Source organism: Pseudomonas gessardii (assembly GCF_001983165.1).
GTDB lineage: Bacteria > Pseudomonadota > Gammaproteobacteria > Pseudomonadales > Pseudomonadaceae > Aquipseudomonas > Aquipseudomonas gessardii.
The window spans coordinates 222,932-242,828 of sequence record NZ_MNPU01000002.1; the positions used below are offsets into that span (position 1 = coordinate 222,932).

Here is a 19,897-nt window from a genome sequence, read left to right on the forward strand (position 1 = left end):
AGTGCCCTAGCTCGGACGGTGTTTGTGCAAGAAAGGTTCGCCGGGTGTCAGGCGTCGTGCAGGGAAATGCGCGAGGTCTCCGGCAAGGCCAGGCCACCGGCCAGTGCGAGCAGGGCTACGGCCATCAGGTAAAACGCCGGTGACAGGTTGCTGGCGGTGGTGCTGATCAACCACGTCGCCACCAGCGGCGCGGTGCCGCCGAAGATCGTGTAGGCCATGTTGTAGGTGATCGCCGAGGCGGTATAGCGCGTGCGGGTCGGGAAGGTTTCCGAGAGCAGCGCCGCCGTGACCACGCCGCACAACACCGCCCCCACCGCCAGCAGCATCACGCCGACCACGGAGGCCGCGAACGAGCCGGAACTGGCCATCAGGAACGACGGGTACACCACGGCCATCAACAGCCCGCAAGCGCTCATCACCGTGACACGCCGCCCGACGCGGTCGCTATACCAGCCGGCCAGCGGACAGATCGCCGCGGCGAAGATCAGCGCAATCAGCGACACCAGCAACGCCGTCGCCCGGCTCAGGCCACCGGCCACTTGCAGGTACGTGGCAAAGTAGGTGGTGAACATATAAAACGACAGCGCCGTCAGCGACACAAAGGCGCCCAGGCAGCAGATCGCCGCGCCATGGTTGCGCAGGGTTTCCTTGAGTGGCGAGTGGGACACCGCGTGTTCCTGTTTCACCGCCTGGAACGCCGGGGTTTCATCCAGCCGCCAGCGCAGGTACAGGCCCACCAGGCCCAGCGGTGCGGCGATCAGGAACGGCAGGCGCCAGCCCCAACTGCCCATGGCCTCGGCCGACAGCGAGGCCTCCAGCGCATAGGCCACCACCGCCGCCGAGGCGAAGGCAGCAAAGGTCGACACCGGGATAAAGCTGCCGTACCACGCCCGTTTATCACTGGGCGCGTGCTCCATCAGGTAGGCACAGGCCCCGGCGTATTCACCGCCGGCGGAAAAGCCCTGGGCGCAGCGGATCAGCGACAGCAGGATCGGCGCCGTGACGCCAATTGCCGCATACGTGGGTAGCAGGCCGATCAGGGTCGTGGCCCCGGCCATCAGCAAAATCGTCATCGCCAGGGTGCGTTTGCGGCCGATGCGATCGCCCAGCATGCCAAAGAAAATCCCGCCCAGGGGCCGAAAGGCAAAGGCCACGGCAAACACCGCGAAGGTCTTGAGCAACGCCGCACTGGCATCGCCACTGGGGAAAAACTGCTGGGCGATGGTGGTGGCGAGAAAGCCATACACAGCGAAGTCGAACCACTCGACAAAATTGCCGATACCGGCGGCGACAATGACTTTTCTCAGGGTTTGCGGCGGGACCTGTTCGGTGGATGCGCGCGTCATGGCGGGGCCTCGGCATTTCGTCAGTAAGCCCTCGATTATCGGGAAAGCGCCCGGGGGGGCTTACTTCAAAAGTGTCATCGGCGTAGTCAACACCGACCTGCCAAGGCAATGAAGATCAAATGTGTGTGGCTTGCCTGCGATAGCGGCGGGTCAGCCAGCATCCCTCCCAGCCATGCCGCCGCCATCGCAGCCTCGCCGGGGCTCGACAGCTCCCACCTTGATTTTCGGGGGTTGGAGGATTGCATTTCAGCCGCCACCGCAGGATGCATGCGGTGCCCAATGCACTGAAGAACCAATGTGGGAGCTGGCTTGCCTGCGATAGCGGCGGGTCAGCCAACATCCCTCCCAGCAAGGCCGCCGCCATCGCAGCCTCGCCGGGCGAGACAGCTCCCACCTTGATTTTCGGGGGTTGGAGGATTGCATTTCAGCCGCCACCGCAGGATGCATGCGCTGCCCAATGCCCTGAAGAACCAATGTGGGAGCTGGCTTGCCTGCGATAGCGGCGGGTCAGCCAGCATCCCTCCCAGCAAGGCCGCCGCCATCGCAGCCTCGCCGGGGCTCGACAGCTCCCACCTTGATTTTCAGGGTTTGGAGGCTTGCATTTCAGCCGCCACCGCAGGATGCATACGCTGCCCAATGCCCTGAAGAACCAATGTGGGAGCTGGCTTGCCTGCGATAGCGGCGGGTCAGCCAACATCCCTCCCAGCAAGGCCGCCGCCATCGCAGCCTCGCCGGGGCTCGACAGCTCCCACCTTGATTTTCAGGGTTTGGAGGCTTGCATTTCCGATCCGTTGGCGGCGCGTTCGAGGATCCTCGGCCCCGGGCCTTCCTGGCCCAGGCTGTCGCCCGGGTTGCGCAAGGGGCAGTCGTTGAGCGACAGGCAGCCGCAGCCAATGCAGTTGTCCAGGCTGTCGCGCAGGGCTTCCAGGGTGCGGATGCGTTCGTTGAGGTTGTCGCGCCAGGCCGAAGACATCTCGCCCCATTGCGCGGCTGTCAGTTTGCTGTTCGGCGGATAGCGGCCCATGGCGCGCTTGATCTCTTCCAGGGGGATGCCGGTGCGTTGCGCCACCTTGATAATCGCGATGCTGCGCAGCACCAGCGACGGGAAGCGCCGTTGGTTGCCGGCGTTGCGCGTGCTGGCGATCAAGCCCTTGGACTCATAGAAGTGCAGGGTGGAGATCGGTACGCCGCTGCGCCTGGCCACCTCGCCGATGGTGAGGGAGCGCACACCGTCCGGGTTCTTTTCTGCTGCCATGGGTGTTGCCCTCAAGTTAAGTTGAGGTTTTATAGTCCTGCCCGATCTTGGCTGCAACCGCTTTCCATCGGGGGGCAGCGCACACACTACGGATGAGCGGAGCAGGGCATGGGCAGAAGGATGCGAGTGGGCGGGGGCGTGGCAGGGGTCAGTGTGCTGGCCCTGGTCATCATGTGGTTGGGCAATCAACCCTCAACCCAGGCAGCGGCGGCGTGGCCAGTGGCCAAGGTGGCGCTGGCCAGGGTCGGGCAGGGCGAGGCGCCCCGCCAGGCCTTTGCCGCAGGGGAGCTGGAGGCGGCCAACCAGGTGCAGGTGGCGGCGGAAACCGCAGGGCGTATCACGCGGATCGCCTTCGAGTCCGGCCAGGCGGTCAAGGCCGGGCAGTTGCTGGTGCAGCTCAATGACGCCCCAGAACAGGCCGACCGTTTGCGCCTGCACGCCCAACTGCGCAATGCGCAGACCTTGTTCCTGCGTATTCAAAAGCTTGAGGCCGTGAATGTCGCGACCCAGGAGCAACTGGACAACGCCACCGCCGCCCTGGACATGGCCAAGGGCGAGCTGCAACAGGTTGATGCGCGGATTGCACAAAAAGCCATCCGCGCACCGTTCGCCGGGCAGATGGGTATCCGTCGTGTGCATCAAGGCCAGTACCTGCAGACCGGCGAAGCCATCGCCAGCCTGGTGGATGCCCAGCGCCTGCACGTGAATTTCGCCTTGAGTGAACAGTCGGCCCCAGGCTTGAGCATCGGCCAGGCTGCCGCGCTCACGGTGGATGCCTTGCCCGGCCGGCAGTTCTCGGCGCAGATCAACGCCATCGACCCGCTGATCGGCCCGTCGCGCTCGGTGCGGGTGCAAGCCACCCTGGCCAACCCGGGCGGGCAGTTGCAGGCCGGCATGTATGCCAGCGTGCGCCTGTCGGCGGTGCAATCGCCCACGGTGCTGGTGGTGCCGGAAACCGCCATCACCTATACCGCCTACGGGCAGACCGTGTTTATCGCCAGCGCCGATCCGGCCGGCGCCTTGAGTGTGCGCCGCGCCCAGGTGACGACCGGGGAGCGCTGGCAGGGCCAGGTGGAAATCACCTCGGGCCTGGCGCTGGGCGAGCAGGTGGTGGTCTCCGGGCAGCTCAAGCTCAGCGACGGCATGCCCGTCGAAGCCGCCGGGCAAAACACCCTGGACGTTGAAGGGAAACCCGCCTCATGAGCTTCACCGACCGTTTTGTACGGCGCCCGGTGCTGGCCCTGGTGGTCAGCAGCCTGATCGTCCTCGCCGGCCTGTTTGCCCTCGGCCAGTTGCCGGTGCGCCAGTACCCGCTGCTGGAAAGCTCGACCATCACCGTCAGCACCGAGTACCCCGGCGCCTCGGCCGAATTGATGCAAGGCTTCGTCACCCAACCGATCACCCAGGCCGTGTCGTCGGTGGAGGGCATCGACTACCTGGCGTCGTCGTCGGTGCAGGGGCGTAGTGTGATCACCCTGCGCATGACCCTCAACCGTGACTCGACCCAGGCGCTGGCCGAGACCATGGCCAAGGTCAACCAGGTGCGTTACCGCTTGCCCGATGATGCCTACGACCCGGTGGTCGAGCTGTCGGCCGGCGACTCCACCGCCGTGGCCTACGTGGGGTTTGCCAGTGACACGCTGTCGATCCCCGAGCTCAGCGACTACCTGTCGCGGGTGGTCGAGCCGCAGTTTTCCGGGATCGACGGGGTGGCCAAGGTGCAGACCTTCGGCGGGCAGCACCTGGCGATGCGCCTGTGGCTGGACAGTGATCGCATGGCCGGGCGCGGGGTGACCGCCGCCGACGTGGCGCAAGCGGTGCGCAGCAATAACTACCAGGCCACGCCGGGGCAGATCCGTGGCCAATTCGTGCTGGCCGATATCCATATCGACACCGACCTGACCAGCGTCGAGGCCTTCCGTGACCTGGTGATCCGCAACGACGGCACGGCCCTGGTGCGCCTGCGCGATGTGGGCACCGTGGAGCTGGGCGCGGCGGCGACCCAGACCAGCGCCACCATGAATGGCCGCCCGGCTGTGCACCTGGGGCTGTTCCCCACGCCGTCGGGCAATCCCCTGGTGATCGTCGATGGCATTCGCCAACTGCTGCCGCAGATCCAGCAAACCCTGCCGCCTGGGGTCAACGTGGCCCTGGCCTATGAGACGGCGCGGTTTATCGAGGCCTCCATCGAAGAGGTGATGCACACCTTGCTGGAGGCCATGCTGATTGTGGTGCTGGTGATCTGGCTGTGCCTGGGCTCGCTGCGCAGCGTGGCGATTCCGGTGCTGGCGATTCCGCTATCGATGCTCGGCGCGGCGGCCTTGATGCTGCTTTTTGGTTTCAGCCTCAACCTGCTGACCCTGCTGGCGATGGTGTTGGCTATCGGCCTGGTGGTGGACGACGCGATTGTGGTGGTGGAAAACGTCCACCGGCATATCGAAGAAGGCCTGACGCCGGTGGCCGCCGCGTTGGTCGGCGCCCGCGAGATCGCCGGGCCGGTGATTGCCATGACCCTGACGCTGGCGGCGGTGTATGCGCCCATCGGCCTGATCGGCGGGCTGACCGGCACGCTGTTCCGCGAATTTGCCCTGACCCTGGCGGGAGCGGTGATTGTCTCGGGCGTAGTCGCCTTGACCCTGTCGCCGGTGATGAGCTCGCTGCTGCTCAAGCCGGGGCAACAAGAAGGGCGCATGGCCAAGTTGGCCGAACAGGTGTTTGGCGGGTTGGCCGCCGCTTATGGCCGGGTGTTGGGCCACTCCCTGGCGCGGCGCTGGATCAGCGGCGGTATTGCCGTGCTGGTGTGCCTGAGCCTGCCGTGGCTGTACAGCCTGCCGCAGCGCGAACTGGCGCCGCCCGAGGACCAGGCGGCGATACTCACCGCCATCAAGTCACCGCAATACGCCAACCTCGATTACGCGGAACGCTTTGCGGGCAAGCTCAACCGGGTCATGGAGAGCCTGCCGGAAACCACCGACACCTGGATCATCAATGGCACCGACGGGCCGGCGGCCAGCTTTGGCGGGATCAACCTCAGCGCCTGGCAGGCCCGTGAGCGCTCGGCCGAGCAGGTCCAGGCGCAGTTGCAGCAGGCCGTGGGCGAGGTCGAGGGCAGCAGCATTTTTGCCTTCCAGGTGGCGGCGTTGCCCGGCTCCAGCGGTGGCCTACCGGTGCAGATGGTGTTGCGCAGCGCCCAGGACTACCCGGTGCTGTACCAGACCATGGAAACCCTCAAGCAGCGTGCCCGTGACAGCGGCCTGTTTGCCGTGGTCGACAGCGACCTGGACTACAACAACCCGGTGGTCAAAGTCACCGTCGATCGGGCCAAGGCGGCGAGCCTGGGGATTGGCATGCGCGATATCGGCGATTCCCTGGCGGTGCTGGTGGGCGAGCAGTACATCAACCGTTTTGCGCTGTATGGGCGCTCTTATGATGTGATTGCACAAGGCACCGAGGAACAGCGCCTGACCCCACAGGCCCTGGCCCGCCAGTATGTGCGTACCGAGGGCGGCCAGTTGATCCCGCTGTCGGCGCTGGTGCGCCTGGATATCACGGTGGCGCCGAACCGCTTGTTGCAGTTCGACCAGCAGAACGCCAGTACCTTGCAGGCCATTCCGGCGCCGGGTGTGTCCCAGGGGCAGGCGGTGGCCCTGCTGGCGCAACTGGCCGGCGAACTGCCGCCGGGATTCAGCCATGACTGGCAGTCCGAGTCACGCCAATACGTGCAGGAGGGCAGTGCCCTGGTGTTGGCGTTTCTCGCCGCCCTGGTGGTGATCTATCTGGTGCTCGCGGCGCAGTACGAGAGCCTGGTCGATCCGTTGATCATCCTGGTCACCGTGCCCTTGTCCATTTGCGGGGCGCTGATCCCCCTGGCGCTGGGCTGGGCCACGCTGAATATCTACACGCAGATCGGGCTCGTGACCTTGATTGGCTTGATCAGCAAACACGGGATCTTGATGGTGGAGTTCGCCAATGAGATCCAGGTGCGCGAGAACCTTGATCGCGTCAGCGCCATTATCCGCGCCGCGCAGATCCGTCTGCGGCCGGTGCTGATGACCACGGCGGCGATGACCTTTGGCGTGCTGCCGCTGCTGTTCGCCGACGGTGCCGGGGCCAAGAGCCGCTTTGGCCTGGGCGTGGTAATCGTCTGCGGGATGCTGGTCGGCACGCTGTTTACGCTGTTTGTCCTTCCCACTGTCTATGCCTGGCTGGCCCGTGACCATCGGGTGCAGGGCCTGCGCCAGCAGCAATTGGCCGAGGCCGAGCAGAACCTGGTGCCAGGGCATGTCGAGGTGCGCCCATGAAGACGTTTATCCCTTACCCGCTGTTGATGGGCGTGCTGGCGAGCCTGGGCGCCTGCTCAGTGGGGCCGCACTACCACGCGCCCGAGATCGCGCCGATTCAGTTGGCCAGCCCGCAGGCCGAGGCTTTTGCCGGGCGTGCCGTGCAGCCGGTAGCCGCCTGGTGGAGCTTTTTCGACGACGCCCAGTTGGCGCGCTTGATCGACGCCGCCGTGGCCCATAACCACGATGTGCGCCAGGCGCGTGCGAGCCTGCTGCTGGCCCGTGCGTCGGTCGACGAGCAAGCGTTGCAGCGCTTGCCGATAGTTACCAGTACGGTGGCGTACCAACGCAGCCTGGAACAACAGGCGGTGACGGGCGCGCGGCCCAGCCGCAGCTTGTCCGAGTCCTGGCGTGCCGGCCTGGACTTGCAATGGGAGCTGGACTTGTTTGGCCGTCTCGACCACTTGAACCGTGCCGCGCAATCCCGTGCCGAGGCTTCCCAGGCCGACCTCGAACAGGTGCAACTGAGCATTGCCGCGCAAGTGGCCCACGCCTATTTCGCGGCGCAGGGGCAGCGCGAGCAACTGCGGCTGGCGCAAGACGCGGTGCGCAGTTGGCAAGAGACCGTGGGCCTGACCGACGCGCAATACCAGGCCGGCAGCGGCTTGCCTGAAGAGCTGGAGAGTGCCCGGGGCAATACGTTGCGTGCCCAGGCGGCGATTGCGCCGCTGCAGAGCCAGCTGCAACGCAGCCTGTACCGGTTGCAGGTGTTGTCGGGGCAGCGGCCGGGCAGTGTTGGCGTCGAACTCGACGCCCTGGCGCCGGGGCCACTGGCGCGGCAATTGCCGTTGGGGGATGTCGACCAGTTGATCCGCAATCGACCGGATGTGGTGCAGGCCGAGCGGCGGCTGGCGGCGCGCGTGGAGGATGTGGGCGCGGCCACCGCCGACCTGTACCCACGCTTCAACCTGGGCGGGTTTATCGGCTTCTTTGCCTTGCGCGACGATGACCTGGGCAGTGCGTCCCGGGCATTCGAGCTGACTCCGGGCCTGACCTGGCCGGCACTCAACCTGGGCACGGTGCGGGCGCGGCTGCGGGGTGCCCAGGCGCTGTCGCAGCGGGAGACCGCGCATTTTGAACAGGTGCTGCTGGTGGCTGTGGAAGAAGTGGAGGGCGCCATCACCCAGCTGGCCGAGCATCAGCGCTATCTGCTCGGCCTGGTGCAATCGGCGCGGCATGCCGAGGCGGCGCTGGATATCGCCCAGCGCCGTTATGGCGCGGGCTCTGGCAGCTATTTATCGGTGCAACAAAACCTGCGCGAGCTGCTCAGCCTGCGCCAGGCCATTGCCCAGGCGCAGGCCGCGTCCTATGGCAATGCCGTGGACCTGTACAAGGCGCTCGCCTGGCGGGCGCCGACGGCTGTGGCGCTCAGCGCCAAGCACTTGCCCACTCAATAAGGACTGAACCATGGATCTCCCTACCTCGCTGCTGATTTTCCAAACGGTGCTCATCCTGGGCTTCGGCCTGTGGCTGAGCCTTGCCCTGATCAACAACCTGCACGCGTTTGCCGGCTCGGCAGGCGCGGTGGGGGCCACGATGTCAATGGCGCCGCTGCGTGAGCATCCGCCGATCGGCACGCCGTTGCTGGTGCGCGCTGTCCAGTCGGCCACCCTCCATCGCCTGGCGTTGGCCCTGATTATCCTGCTGCAGGCGGGGGCGGTGCTGACGGTGTGGATTGGCTGCTACGCCTTGCTATGGGGCACTGGCCTGGAGGCGGCCCGGCCCTGGTTGAACCTCGCCTTGAGTGCCGCCCTGGGGTTCGTCATGCTGATGCTGCTGGCAGGGCTGTGGTTTGGCTACTGGATACGCCAGGAGGGCCTGCAGTTGACCCATCTGCTGCTGGTGGTCTGGATGCTGCTGGGGTTTGTGGTGCTTAACCTGCGCTGGGTTTAGCGGCGGCGCTTTACCCTGTCGGGCGTACCGCGCATCATGCGCGCCCGCACTGAGGGCAAAAGTGCCGTGAAAAGGAACAACCGTTGAACCAAAACACCTTGTCCGTGCGCCTGGAACGCGTGGCAGCGCAGGTGCCGGCCGGCGCGCGCCTGGCCGATATCGGCTCGGATCACGCTTACCTGCCGGTGGCGCTGATGAACCGTGGCGCGATTGTCGCGGCGGTGGCCGGCGAGGTGGCGTTGACGCCATTCCGAGCCGCCCAGCGCACCGTGTGCGACAACGGCCAGCAATTGCACATCCAGGTGCGCCTGGCCAACGGCCTGGCGGCCATCGAGCCGGCCGACCGGATCGACGCGGTGAGCATCTGCGGCATGGGCGGCGAGACCTTGCGTGACATCCTCGAACGCGGCAAGGCGTACCTCAGCGGCCGGGAGCGCCTGATCCTGCAACCCAACGGCGGCGAACAACCGCTGCGCCTGTGGCTGATGGACAACGGCTATCGCATCCTCTGCGAGGAACTGCTGCGGGAAAACCGTTTCGATTACGAAATTATCGTTGCCGAGCGCAGCGGGCCGGTGAGCTACAGCGCCGAGCAACTGTATTTCGGCCCGTTACAGATGCAGGCCCGCAGCCCGGCGTTCCTGGCCAAGTGGCAACGCCTGCTGCGCTACAAGCAACGCACCCTGGATCAATTGGCCCGGGCGCGACAAGCTCTGCCCGAACAGAAGGTGCAGGAGCTGGCGCAGGAGGTGCACTGGATCACTGAGTTACTGGCGTAGATCTTTGATCTTCACTGGGCGTGCGTTTTGTGCCATCTGGTATACCCTTGGAGAGAGTCATGTTGCCTGGCTGAATGTGCCCGGGCCATGCCAGCCGATAATGTGTGTTGCAATGCCATTTCAAGGCTTGAAAGCATCGGTTATTCACAAGGAAGGGGTCATCGGACATGCACAGTGTTTTGTCGCCAGGTATCCGCCTGCTTGGGCGTTTCGGTTTTGCGCGCAAGTTCCAGATCTTGCTGATCCTGATCATGCTGCCCTTGGCCGGCAGCCTGTGGATGGTCGAGCAGGACTACAGTGCTCAGCTTGATGTGATCGCCAGTGAGCAATCCGGTGTGCACCAACTGCTGGTGCTCGATGCCCTGGATGCTCAACTGATCGCGCAGCGCAATCTGGCGGCACGCTGGAAGGCGCTGGATACCCAGCCGCAACCCACGCCCGCCGCGCAGGCGGCGATGGCCGCAGTCGATGCCTTGACCCCGGGTATGGTGCAAAACCTGCAAACCCTGGGCGCAACGCTCAAGGAGCACAACGCCAGCGCCGACACCCAGGCGCGCTTCGACACATTGCAGGCCTCAGTCAAGGGCCTGGACACCTCATCCCTGCGCACTGTGGGCTGGTGGCCGGACGGTTACGATCGCTTCACCGCTGCGTTGACGGCGATGCAGGCCTTGCGCGAGCAGATCACCCTGGACACCGGCCTGATCCTCGACCCCTGGCTGGAAACCTACCTGCTGATGCAGATCTCCACCCAGCAGTTGCCCGAATTGATTGAGCGTATCGGCCGCATGGCCAGTATCGGTCAGTCGTCCATCGCCGCCGGGCAGTTCACCTTGCAAGGTCGCTTGCAGATGCGCGATCTGCGCGGGCGTGTAGGCGATGCGCGAGACTCGTTGATCAAGGCTGCGACCTCGCTCAAAACCCGCCCGTACCCTGGGCTGGCCAGCTGGAGCACGCAATATGACGAGAGCGTGCAGCGCTTGGATAACCAGCTCAAGTCCCTGGACGACGGCGTGTCTGGGGACACGATCACACTCGACACCGGCGCTTTTGACAGCAGTGTCGACGACATGCTGGGCAGCTTGAGCGCATTGCGCAAGCAGTCGCTCAACGCCCTGCATGCGCGCCTGAGTGATTACCGCGACAGCGCACTGGCGCAAGTGATCCCTGTGGGGGTGACCTTCAGCCTGCTGGTCCTGGCGGCGTTGTACCTGTTTATCTGCCTGCAGGCTTCTATCCGCCGTAGCGCCAGTGGCATCACCACCCTGGCCGAGTCCTTGCGCGATGGCAACCTGTGCGTCGAGGTGGCGGTGCACGGGCGCGACGAACTGGCGGCGATCAGCACCGCGCTCAATGTTGCGGTAAGGCAGCTACGCACCAGCCTGCTGGGCGTCAACCACGAAACCCAGCAACTGGGGGCTGCCGTGCAAACCCTTAACACACAATCGGGCAGCACCCTTACCGAAGTGGAAGACCAGCAACACCAAATCAGCCAGATCGCCGCAGCGGCCACCCAACTGGCCGCCACTTCCCTGGGCGTGGCCAAAAGCTGCGAACAAGCATCAGACAGCGCTCAGCAGACCCGTTCTATCGCCGAGGACAGCAGCCGCGACAGTCTGCGCACGACCGCCAGCATCCAACAGCTCAACCAGCGCCTGACCGAGACCGCCAATGCCTTGGGCCAGGTCAGCGAGCAGGGCCAGCAAATCCAGTCGGTGGTTGACACCATCCGCGACATTGCCGAACAGACCAACCTGTTGGCGCTCAATGCCGCCATTGAAGCGGCCCGTGCCGGCGAACAAGGCCGAGGGTTTGCCGTTGTCGCCGATGAAGTGCGCAGCCTGTCGCAACGGACCCAGGCGTCCACCGCACAAATCGCCGGCACCGTGGAGAGCTTGCGCAGCACCGTGAGCCAGGCCGTCAGCCTGATGGGCGCCGCCTGTGAACAGGCGCTGAGCGATGCAGAGTCCGTGACGGGGCTGGGCAGCCGCCTGGGAGAAATTGCCAGCGCGGTGCAGCACGTGACGGATACCCTGGCGCAAATCGCGGCGGCGGTGGAGGAACAGGCGGCGACGGCGGATGAGGTGAGCGGCAATATCCAGCAGGTGGACCAGGCGGCTGGGCGGCTGCTGGACGGGGCCCGCGCGGTGAATCAAGCCGCAGACATGTTGAGCGAAGGCAGCCGGGCACTGAGCGGAAACACGGCCAGGTTTCGTCTGGACTGAAAATCATGCGCCTGGGGCGGGCCGAGTTCTTCGAGCAGCCAGAGAATGCGCTGCGAGCGTGAGTTGTTGAGGGGGTGAACAATCATCATGGGAAGTTCCGCCAGGCGAGAGTGGGGTGTCTGGGAACAGACTGCTGCGCCGGCGTAGAGTGCCCTGATTCAGCTTGGCGTGTCAGGGGCAATCGGCGTGTCCTGGGCGGGGTCGCTCTCCAGCTTCAAGCGGTCGGCCTTGCTGATGTACTTGTCTTTGCTTTTGGGGGCCAGTTTGGCATTGGCCTTTTTGGCGTTGGCTTTCAATATCTGATTGAGTTTCTTACGACGGTTCATGCTTTCTACTCAGCGCGTTAATGCCTGGATGATATCAGTTCAACACCCTGGTCGAATGCTTCTGTAGGCGCCGGCTGGCTGGCGAAGCACCCGGCGACGCGACGTCGTCAACCTCCAAGCCCCAGTTATAGCAGAGCCCTATGCGGTTCAGCCCTGCAGGCGGGGCGCCCAGTCCTCGATCAGGCCTTTCTCCAGCCGCCGCTCCAGCGTACGCCGCCACGAGGGCACCAACGGCAGGGCCAGGCATTCGCGCAGCAGTTCGGGCTCCACCCGTTTGTCGAACAGCACGGCGGACAAACGTGCCAGTGACCAGTCGGCAAATGGCCGCTCGACCATTTGCAGGTTGTCGCCCGCACTCACCAGGCCTTCCTCCAGCACCCGGTAGTACCAGCCCGTGCGGCCCGACTGCTGCACGCGCAGGGCCAGTTGGGGGACGGCGAAGCGGTCACTGAGCTTCCAGCACGGCATACGCCCCTGGGACACCTCAAGCAGTGCTGTCCCGACCTGGATACGATCGCCCAGGCAGACATCATGCTCGCTCCAGCCGGTGGTGCTGAAGTTCTCGCCAAACGCCCCTGGCTGCGCGAGCAATGGATGGGCGCCCAACTCGTCGACCCAAAGGGCGTAGTGTTCGAGTGGGTAGTGGTGAATGGCTTTTTCCACCCCGCCATGGATACGCAGGTCACCCTGTTCGTCGCCGCTGAGGCCGAGGGTGGAGAGCTTGAGTTGGCCGTGTCGCGGCTGTTTGTCGATGGCGCTCTGCGAGCCCGGGCGGGTGAATGGCTGTGCGGGACCGGTAAGCAGGGTGTCGAGGCGAATAGTGGGCAAGCTCATGCAGGGACCTCCGGGGTTTGATGTTCACGACAGATCAGCGCGGCGTCGCTTGGCGCCAGAGGCTCCTGGGTCAGGCCGCAGAACGGCAGGTCCCCGGCCTGCTGGTGGAAGCGACAGGTGCGGCACAGGCCGAAACTGGGCACATCCGCGCTGCGCTGCACTTCACGCAGTAACTCGCCCAACAGCGCCTCCAGTTGCGCGCCGCGTGCGCCCATGCGCGCTTCACCGGCGGCGAGGAAGTCCGGCGGCAACAAAGCGTCCAGCAGGCTGCGCGCCGTGTCGGTCAACTGCAGATGCACGCTGCGCTTGTCGCGCGCATCCTGGGTTTTGACGATCAGCCCCTTGGCCTCCAGCGCCTTGAGCGACTGCGACACCGTGCCCTTGGTCAGGCCCAGGTAGTCGGTCACGCCCAACGGCGTATTGGAGTAGCGGTTGCAGCGCGCCAGGTACATCAGTGCACTCAACTGGATGGGTTGCAACTCGGCCAGCAGCGGATGCTGGCGGAACCAGATGCGGCTGAGGCTGGCGAGTCTTTCAAGCAGATCGAAAAGGGTTGTGTCGGACATAAGTCACTCCTGTCGATACATAGTATCGATTAAATACTATATTGACAAATGGCGAGGCGAGGGTAATCTGGCGCTAGGTGTCGATCCGACACCAAATCAACGAAGGAGACTCAACATGTCCACCGCACGCTTCTACCACGCCGGCTGCTCCGTGTGTATTTCCGCCGAGCAGACCCTGCTCAACCTGCTGGATCCGGCTCTCAAGGTCGAGGTTGTCCACCTTGGCGAACAACCCCAGCGCATTGCTGAAGCCGAACTGGCCGGGGTCAAGTCGGTCCCCGCGTTTGTTCACGATGACCAAGTGCTGCATCTGAATTTCGGTGCGTCCATCGACGACCTGAAGTAAGGCGTAGCGGGCTACCTGAAGGAGGAAAAGTGATGAGAGTCAATGTATTCGACACCCATGTGCGTACCCGCGAGGGCCGTTACCTGCATTTCGATGTGCTGATTGAAGGCACCGATCAGGCCCGCGCGACCCAGTACGCCCGCGACTGGATGGCCACGCGCGGCGTGCAAGATGCCGATATCGAACAGAGCCGGTGCCAGTTCTGCCACAGTGAGCCGGCCCACCCCGAAATCGCTGCAGCCGTCACAGGGCAGGGCTACTACATCATTCCCCTGGAAGGTTGCTAGGAGACACGCCATGAACGCGTATCAGCCCCTGCACTGCGATTTGCACGACTACCTGGAGATCGCTTGCCTGTATCGTTACCGCCTGCTGATCGAAACCGTCGATGGGCGTACCTTCGCAGCCAGGGCGCTGACGACGCGGACTGCGGCGAGCAAGGAAGAATTTTTGGTGCTGCACCGCGATGACGAGCCGGTCGAACTACGTCTCGACCAACTGCTGGCGATCACGGCGCTTGAGCCCCATGCCAGTTTTGGCCGTATCGAGCTGGCGGGAAGTCACTGCGCGGTCTGAACCGTGTTTTACATATCACTGGATTGATCGAGAGGCCCACCATGAAAACCGCCCTTGCCATTCGCCATCTGCACTTTGAGGACCTGGGGACGCTGGAACCGCTGCTGCACGAACTGGATTATCAGGTGCAGTATGTCGATGCCACCCTGGATAACCTCGCTGAACTGGATGTGGAAAGCCCGGAGCTGCTGGTGGTTCTGGGTGGCCCCATCGGCGCTTACGATGACGCGCTGTACCCCTTTTTAACCATTGAACAGGAGCTGCTGCGCCGACGCCTGGCCAGCAACCGACCGCTACTGGGCATCTGCCTGGGAGCCCAATTGATCGCCCGCGTCCTGGGTGCCAGTGTCTACCCCCTGGGCCAAAAGGAAATCGGTTTTGCCCCCCTTGCCCTGACCGCCGCCGGACACGCCTCGCCCCTGGCTGCGCTGGACCGTGTGGCTGTCTTGCACTGGCATGGCGATCAGTTCGATATACCCCGTGGTGCCGACCACCTGGCCTCCACGGCCATCGGTAAAAACCAGGCCTTCGCCCTTGGCCAGCACGTGCTGGGCTTGCAGTTTCATCTGGAGGCCGATCCTTCACGGATAGAAAGCTGGCTGGTGGGCCACGCCAGCGAGCTGCAACAAGCCGGCATCGATCCGCGCACCCTGCGCGCCCAGGCGCATGCGACGCAGCCCGACCTGGCCAGCGCGGCTTGCCGGGTAATCACGCGCTGGTTGGAGGCTTGCCGTCCGGTATAGCGTGTATCACCCTATGCGCCTTCGCGCCGAATAATGTTGAGAGAACACAATGAATAGATACCGACTCATGATTAATAGCAGCGACAGGCTGTTAGGGCATTTTGAATCCGCCACCCCGTGGGCGCATGAGGCCGTGCAGGAAATTGCGCGCTGCCTGGCGGGTGCCGGTTACAGCGTTGAACTCCTGGTCGCCGACAGCGAGCGCCGGTTGCTTGAAAGCGGCCCGGATGGGGTTCGAGTCCTGTACAGCGAACCGGTTTTCAAGCGGGCTGCCTTGCCCTAGGTGATGGCGCAGAATTTCCTACTCTTGGAAAAAACGATCTGGACGACAGGCCCCAAGCGCATCTGATTCCTTCCCGTCAATCATCTCCTCACTGGCCAGCCGGCCCACGACCGCAGCCAGTGCGACCCCGGGGTGCATCGCGCAAACATAAACGCCCCGCACCTTGGGCAGGTAACCAATGATGGGGATGCCATCGGCAGGTATTGGCCTGAGCCCGACACAGGCCAATTGCGGCTCAAGCGCAACCACCCCCTTGAGTTCATTGTGGATGGCCTTGGCCGTTCGCAGCGCTATCGCTCCTGGCTGGTTTTCCAGGGCGTCGTCCAGGTAATCCTCTGCCGCCAGTAGCGTGCCATCCGCGCTTTGGCGCACTTCCATGTCAGGGCTGGAGATAAGGGTATGCACAAGCTGGGGTTGTGGCTTGTAGCGGATGAAGATGGAGGGAGAGGCGGTTATGGGCAGGGAGAGTTGCAGCATGTCTGCCAGTTTCACGGTGCCTGTCCCGGCGGCCAGTACAACGAGATCGGCCTTGATGATGCCCTTGGGGGTCTTGACTCCCGTCACCTGCCCAACCTCGGTTGTAAAACCGAGTACGGGGGTCTGAGTGAGCACCGTGGCCCCATGCGCCCGGGCGCCGGCGATCAACACATGGGTGGCGGCCACCGCGTCCAGCGCGCCTTCTTCGGCCACGTACGTTGCATATTGAGGGGGGTGCTTGAGGTTGGGTTCTAGGTCAAGAATCTGTGAGCGTGACACCCGGCCTGTCGGGGCCGGTAACAACCCACTGTAAGACAAGGCGCCCGTCCAGCGTATCTGCAGCCCAGGCAACTGGGTTTCGAGTCGGTGGTATTCGGTTATCGCCGCACTGCGTAATGGTGCAATGGGGTCGGGGCCTGGGTGGTTGGCGTTGATCCAGGCGAATGAAGTGGCGGTCACTCCAGAGGCTATCTCTTGAGCCTCGACCAGGCTGACCTTCGCGCCTTTCTCCGCCAGGTGATAGGCCAGGGACGCTCCCACGATGCCGGCACCAATGACAACGATTCGTTTGTTTAGCGTGTTTTCCATGTCGACCGAGGCTCCATTGACCTGACGATGCTATGCAAGGTGAGCAATCCTATGGCAGGGGATCCTGATCGTTTATGGGGCGAAATCAACCCTTTTCACCCATCCCGGTCTACCATGCCATCCCGGCAGTGGTTACACGCGCTATCGGCCCCAAGCTCTCTTAGGTACCGCACATGACCTTGTTAACCCGCAATACCCCATCCCCAGCCTCGTCCGAGGTGTCGCAATGAGCATCGACCAGATCAGCCTGCCCAAGGGGGTTGGCCCGCACGCGGCCAAGTTGCTGGACGCGATCACCGGCGCCAGCACCCTTGAAGACCTGAACCGCGCTGGCGGCAAGGCCGAAGGGTTTGTGTTGGGGCTGGAGGCCAGCAAAGCCATCAAAAGCCAGGTCGCCGAGTCGTTGTATGTCGCGTATGACGACGCGGCGAGTCATCGGGCAGGTGAGTTGCAGGGCTAGCCGAGGCAGGGCGTTTCGCGGTCGAGGAGCTTGGCCGTGAGCAGGACGCCCAGTTCGCTCAGTTGGTAGATAGCCAGGGCGATGTCCCGGTGTTTGCCGTTCAGGTCGTCGGACAGGACGAGCAGCAAGGTGCTGACTGAGGTGAAGGTCTCGTAGCTGTTGGTGATCAGGGTTTCGTTGCTGGCGTCGGGAGCGACGCTGAACAGGGTTGAGCCTGGTTTGACCTTGTACATGTTTGAATTCCTGAGGGTGGCCGCCATCCTTGAGCTACTAAACAAAAGGGTGCAGCTGCGCGCAGGTTGGTCGACCGGGGGAATCCAAACCAAGGCCGGCGCCCCTCAGGCTACTAAACCCGATCACCTAAATGTCGATGACCGCGCAACCTTAAGCACGTCTACCCAAGCACACAAGCCGGCGGATTCTGACGTGACCGTAGGCAACGGAGCAAGGTTGTGTGGCTGTTTGAGGGAGGGGTGTAGCGGCCTCTTCACCCTGCCGCGCGCTGGAGTTTCTTCACCCGGTACATATCGTCATCGGCATGGCTGAGCAGGGTATCGGCATCTTCCCCGTCGGCCGGGTACCGGGCCACGCCGATACTGCACGACGGCATTTTCACCGGGCCAAACTCGGGGCCCAGGGGCTCGGCCATGATGGCGAGAATCTGCTGCACCTTTTCGCTCACCGTGTCGTCTGACTGGAGGTCCGTCAACAGCACGGTGAATTCATCCCCGCCCATCCGCGCCACGGTGTCGGTTCCGCGCACGCAGGCTTCCAGGCGTCGGGCAATGGTGCACAGCACGCGGTCGCCCGCGACATGCCCGTGCACATCGTTGATGCCCTTGAAGTCATTGATATCCAGGAACAGCAAGGCCAGCGTGCTCTTTTGCCGGCGTGCGTTGCGCAAGGCCGAGTCCAGGCGATCATTGAACAGCGAGCGGTTGGTCAGGGCCGTCAGTGGGTCGTGATGGGCGAGGAAGCGCAGTTCTTCCTCGGCCTGGGTGAGGGCCGTGATGTCCCGCGCCACGCCGATCCTGGCGCCCACATCCGCAGACCAGAACGCCGCCCACAGGATATGCACGACGCTGCCATCCTTGCGCAAATAGCGGTTGCGAAAATCCACGTGGGGCTGGCCGTTCATCACCCGGATAATCGAGGCCCGGGTGGCCGCCAGGTCTTCGGGGTGCATATAGTCGGTGATCAGGTTCCCGGTCAGTTCGTCGGCACGGTAGCCGAGCAGCGCCTCGCAGGCGTCGCTGACAAATGCAATCTGGTTGTCCCTGTCGACCACGAAAACCGTATCCAGCATCAGGTGGATCAGTTTGGGATAAAGCGCTTGCAGGTCAACGGGCATGGTTCAGGGGAGTCCGGTTCATATAACGGCCTGATCATATCCCGAACCCGCAAGCGGGCCACGAGGAATCTTGACGATCGGCCTACCGCCGATCTACCCATACCGTCTGCGCATTGCAGAATTCCCGCACGCCGAAATGTGACAATTCGCGGCCAAACCCACTCTTTTTCACCCCGCCAAACGCTACCCGAGGGTCGGACACGCTATAGGCGTTGATAAAGATCCCGCCGGTTTCCAGTTGGTTGGCGATCTCCCGTGCCTTGGCTGCGTCAGTGGTGAAAATGCTGGCGGTGAGGCCGAACTCGCTGTCGTTGGCCAGGGCCACGGCATGCTCGGCGTCGCGGGCGCTGATGATCGAGGCCACGGGGCCGAACAGTTCCTGTTTGAACGCGGTCATCTGGTCGGTGACATTGGCCAGGACGGTGGGCGCGTAATAGTTGCCCTGTCCTTCGACGGGATGGCCGCCCAGCAGTAGGGTGGCGCCTTCGGCCAGGGTCGCCTGGACTTGTGCGTGCAGCTCGTCGCGCAGGTCGAAGCGGGCCATGGGGCCGATATAGGTGTCGCTTGATGTCGGGTCGCCCATCACCAGTTGGCGGCTGGCTTCAAGGAACTTGGCGGTGAAGGCTTCGACCACGCCTTGCTCGATGATCAGGCGCTTGGCGGCGGCGCAGACCTGGCCGCAGTTCTGGAAGCGGCCGATCACCGCGGCTTGTACGGCGGCGTCGAGGTCGGCGTCGTTGAGCACAATAAAGGGGTCGGAGCCGCCCAGTTCCAACACACACTTTTTCAGCGCGGCGCCGGCTTGCGCGCCGATGGCGATGCCGGCGCGCACGCTGCCGGTCAGGGTCACGGCGGCGATGCGTGGGTCGGCGATGGCCTTGGACACGCCGTCCGGGGTGACGTTGATCACTTCAAACAGGCCTTCGGCAAAGCCGGCTTTGTGGAAAGCCTGTTGCATCAGGTAGGCGCTGCCCATCACGTTGGGTGCGTGCTTGAGCACGTAGGTGTTGCCACTGAGCAGGGTCGGTATGGCGCCGCGCAGCACTTGCCATACGGGGAAGTTCCACGGCATGACGGCGAGGATCGGGCCCAGTGGGCGGTATTCGATCCGGGCGCTGCCGTTGTCCACCAGGGTCGGCTCCGGGGCGAGCATGGCCGGGCCGTGGGCGGCGTACCATTCGGCCAGCAGGGCGCATTTCTCGATTTCGCCACGGGCCTGGGCGATGGGTTTGCCGATTTCCAGGGTGATCATTTGCGCCATCGCTTCGGCCTGTTCACGCAGGGCGCCGGCCAGGGCCAGGAGTAATGCCGCGCGTTGTGCCACAGGCGTGTTGCGGCCGTGGCGGAAGGCGGTGCTGGCGCGGGTGAGGGCGGCGTCCAGTTGCGCGGCGGATTGGTACGGGTAGCGGCCGACGGTTTCGCCAGTGGCGGGGTTGATCGACAAGGCATGGGTCTGGTGAGTAATGGCGTTCATGGCACCGTCCTGCGCAGTATTTGGGAAGGATACCA

At 64.0% G+C, this 19,897-nt stretch carries 21 protein-coding genes and 1 pseudogene; 12 read left to right on the forward strand and 10 right to left on the reverse strand.

Going from position 1 to position 19,897, the window contains the following annotated elements:
• Positions 1-47 precede the first annotated feature (47 nt).
• Positions 48-1,346 carry an MFS transporter gene (locus BLL38_RS03230; RefSeq protein WP_076961321.1) on the reverse strand — a complete coding sequence of 433 codons (1,299 nt, stop codon included), beginning with the start codon at positions 1,344-1,346 and terminating at the stop codon, positions 48-50.
• 760 nt (positions 1,347-2,106) lie between these two features.
• Positions 2,107-2,601 carry a redox-sensitive transcriptional activator SoxR gene (soxR, locus tag BLL38_RS03235; protein ID WP_076961322.1) on the reverse strand — a complete coding sequence of 165 codons (495 nt, stop codon included), beginning with the start codon at positions 2,599-2,601 and terminating at the stop codon, positions 2,107-2,109.
• A gap of 108 nt (positions 2,602-2,709) precedes the next feature.
• On the opposite strand from soxR, the gene BLL38_RS03240 reads away from it, so the two are divergent.
• The 6 genes from BLL38_RS03240 (at position 2,710) to BLL38_RS03265 (ending at position 11,838) form a co-directional block, all read left to right on the forward strand.
• Complete coding sequence (locus tag BLL38_RS03240; protein ID WP_076961323.1) at positions 2,710-3,804, forward strand: efflux RND transporter periplasmic adaptor subunit; 1,095 nt, start codon at positions 2,710-2,712, stop codon at positions 3,802-3,804.
• Positions 3,801-6,902, forward strand: a complete 3,102-nt coding sequence (locus BLL38_RS03245) for a MexW/MexI family multidrug efflux RND transporter permease subunit (RefSeq protein WP_076961324.1) — start codon at positions 3,801-3,803, stop codon at positions 6,900-6,902. Before BLL38_RS03240 ends, BLL38_RS03245 begins: the two co-directional genes overlap by 4 nt.
• Positions 6,899-8,338, forward strand: coding sequence for an efflux transporter outer membrane subunit (locus tag BLL38_RS03250; protein ID WP_076961325.1), 1,440 nt, complete (start codon positions 6,899-6,901; stop codon positions 8,336-8,338). Before BLL38_RS03245 ends, BLL38_RS03250 begins: the two co-directional genes overlap by 4 nt.
• A gap of 10 nt (positions 8,339-8,348) precedes the next feature.
• Complete coding sequence (locus tag BLL38_RS03255) at positions 8,349-8,834, forward strand: DUF2165 family protein (RefSeq protein WP_076961326.1); 486 nt, start codon at positions 8,349-8,351, stop codon at positions 8,832-8,834.
• Positions 8,835-8,917: 83 nt separating this feature from the next.
• Entirely contained in the window at positions 8,918-9,613 is a 696-nt protein-coding gene (locus BLL38_RS03260) for a tRNA (adenine(22)-N(1))-methyltransferase (RefSeq protein WP_076961327.1), read from the forward strand.
• Positions 9,614-9,780: 167 nt separating this feature from the next.
• A complete protein-coding gene (locus tag BLL38_RS03265; protein ID WP_076961328.1) occupies positions 9,781-11,838 on the forward strand; it encodes a methyl-accepting chemotaxis protein in 2,058 nt (685 codons plus the stop codon).
• 14 nt (positions 11,839-11,852) lie between these two features.
• On the opposite strand, the pseudogene BLL38_RS30285 reads toward BLL38_RS03265, so the two are convergent.
• The 4 genes and pseudogenes from BLL38_RS30285 to BLL38_RS03280 form a co-directional block, all read right to left on the reverse strand.
• Positions 11,853-11,927, reverse strand: a pseudogene (locus BLL38_RS30285) (glutathione S-transferase); the annotation flags it as partial.
• 69 nt (positions 11,928-11,996) lie between these two features.
• Positions 11,997-12,164, reverse strand: a complete 168-nt coding sequence (locus BLL38_RS03270) for a DUF2986 domain-containing protein (RefSeq protein ID WP_076961329.1) — start codon at positions 12,162-12,164, stop codon at positions 11,997-11,999.
• Between the two features lie 147 nt (positions 12,165-12,311).
• The gene (locus BLL38_RS03275) at positions 12,312-12,998 is read right to left on the reverse strand and encodes an MOSC domain-containing protein (RefSeq protein ID WP_076961330.1); all 687 of its coding nucleotides are present in this window, start codon (positions 12,996-12,998) and stop codon (positions 12,312-12,314) included.
• Positions 12,995-13,564, reverse strand: a complete 570-nt coding sequence (locus BLL38_RS03280; RefSeq protein WP_076961331.1) for a MarR family winged helix-turn-helix transcriptional regulator — start codon at positions 13,562-13,564, stop codon at positions 12,995-12,997. Before BLL38_RS03280 ends, BLL38_RS03275 begins: the two co-directional genes overlap by 4 nt.
• Before the next feature lie 115 nt (positions 13,565-13,679).
• Between BLL38_RS03280 and BLL38_RS03285 the strand changes: the two genes are divergently transcribed.
• The 5 genes from BLL38_RS03285 (at position 13,680) to BLL38_RS03305 (ending at position 15,512) form a co-directional block, all read left to right on the forward strand.
• A complete protein-coding gene (locus BLL38_RS03285) occupies positions 13,680-13,910 on the forward strand; it encodes a thioredoxin family protein (protein ID WP_076961332.1) in 231 nt (76 codons plus the stop codon).
• A 32-nt stretch (positions 13,911-13,942) separates the two neighbouring features.
• Entirely contained in the window at positions 13,943-14,197 is a 255-nt protein-coding gene (locus BLL38_RS03290; RefSeq protein WP_076961333.1) for a DUF2024 family protein, read from the forward strand.
• 10 nt (positions 14,198-14,207) lie between these two features.
• Positions 14,208-14,486, forward strand: coding sequence for a Rho-binding antiterminator (locus BLL38_RS03295; protein WP_076961334.1), 279 nt, complete (start codon positions 14,208-14,210; stop codon positions 14,484-14,486).
• Between the two features lie 41 nt (positions 14,487-14,527).
• Positions 14,528-15,229 carry a glutamine amidotransferase gene (locus tag BLL38_RS03300; protein ID WP_076961335.1) on the forward strand — a complete coding sequence of 234 codons (702 nt, stop codon included), beginning with the start codon at positions 14,528-14,530 and terminating at the stop codon, positions 15,227-15,229.
• Between the two features lie 67 nt (positions 15,230-15,296).
• Positions 15,297-15,512: a cytoplasmic protein gene (locus BLL38_RS03305; RefSeq protein ID WP_232243855.1), complete on the forward strand. Its 216-nt coding sequence runs from the start codon at positions 15,297-15,299 to the stop codon at positions 15,510-15,512.
• An 18-nt stretch (positions 15,513-15,530) separates the two neighbouring features.
• On the opposite strand, the gene BLL38_RS03310 is transcribed toward BLL38_RS03305, so the two are convergent.
• Positions 15,531-16,577 (reverse strand): NAD(P)/FAD-dependent oxidoreductase, encoded by a 1,047-nt coding sequence (locus BLL38_RS03310; RefSeq protein WP_076961337.1) that lies wholly within the window; start codon positions 16,575-16,577, stop codon positions 15,531-15,533.
• A 226-nt stretch (positions 16,578-16,803) separates the two neighbouring features.
• Between BLL38_RS03310 and BLL38_RS03315 the strand changes: the two genes are divergently transcribed.
• Positions 16,804-17,037, forward strand: coding sequence for a hypothetical protein (locus tag BLL38_RS03315; RefSeq protein ID WP_076961338.1), 234 nt, complete (start codon positions 16,804-16,806; stop codon positions 17,035-17,037).
• Here the strand turns inward: BLL38_RS03315 and BLL38_RS03320 are convergent.
• The 3 genes from BLL38_RS03320 to BLL38_RS03330 all read right to left on the reverse strand — a co-directional run bounded on the left by BLL38_RS03320 (position 17,034) and on the right by BLL38_RS03330 (position 19,862).
• Positions 17,034-17,270, reverse strand: coding sequence for a DUF6124 family protein (locus BLL38_RS03320; RefSeq protein ID WP_076961339.1), 237 nt, complete (start codon positions 17,268-17,270; stop codon positions 17,034-17,036). The two genes, BLL38_RS03315 and BLL38_RS03320, sit on opposite strands and share 4 nt — an antisense overlap.
• 254 nt (positions 17,271-17,524) lie before the next feature.
• On the reverse strand, positions 17,525-18,388 hold the full coding sequence (locus BLL38_RS03325; protein WP_076961340.1) for a sensor domain-containing diguanylate cyclase: 864 nt from the start codon (positions 18,386-18,388) through the stop codon (positions 17,525-17,527).
• An 82-nt stretch (positions 18,389-18,470) separates the two neighbouring features.
• Complete coding sequence (locus BLL38_RS03330; protein WP_076961341.1) at positions 18,471-19,862, reverse strand: aldehyde dehydrogenase family protein; 1,392 nt, start codon at positions 19,860-19,862, stop codon at positions 18,471-18,473.
• Between the last annotated feature and the right edge of the window lie 35 nt (positions 19,863-19,897).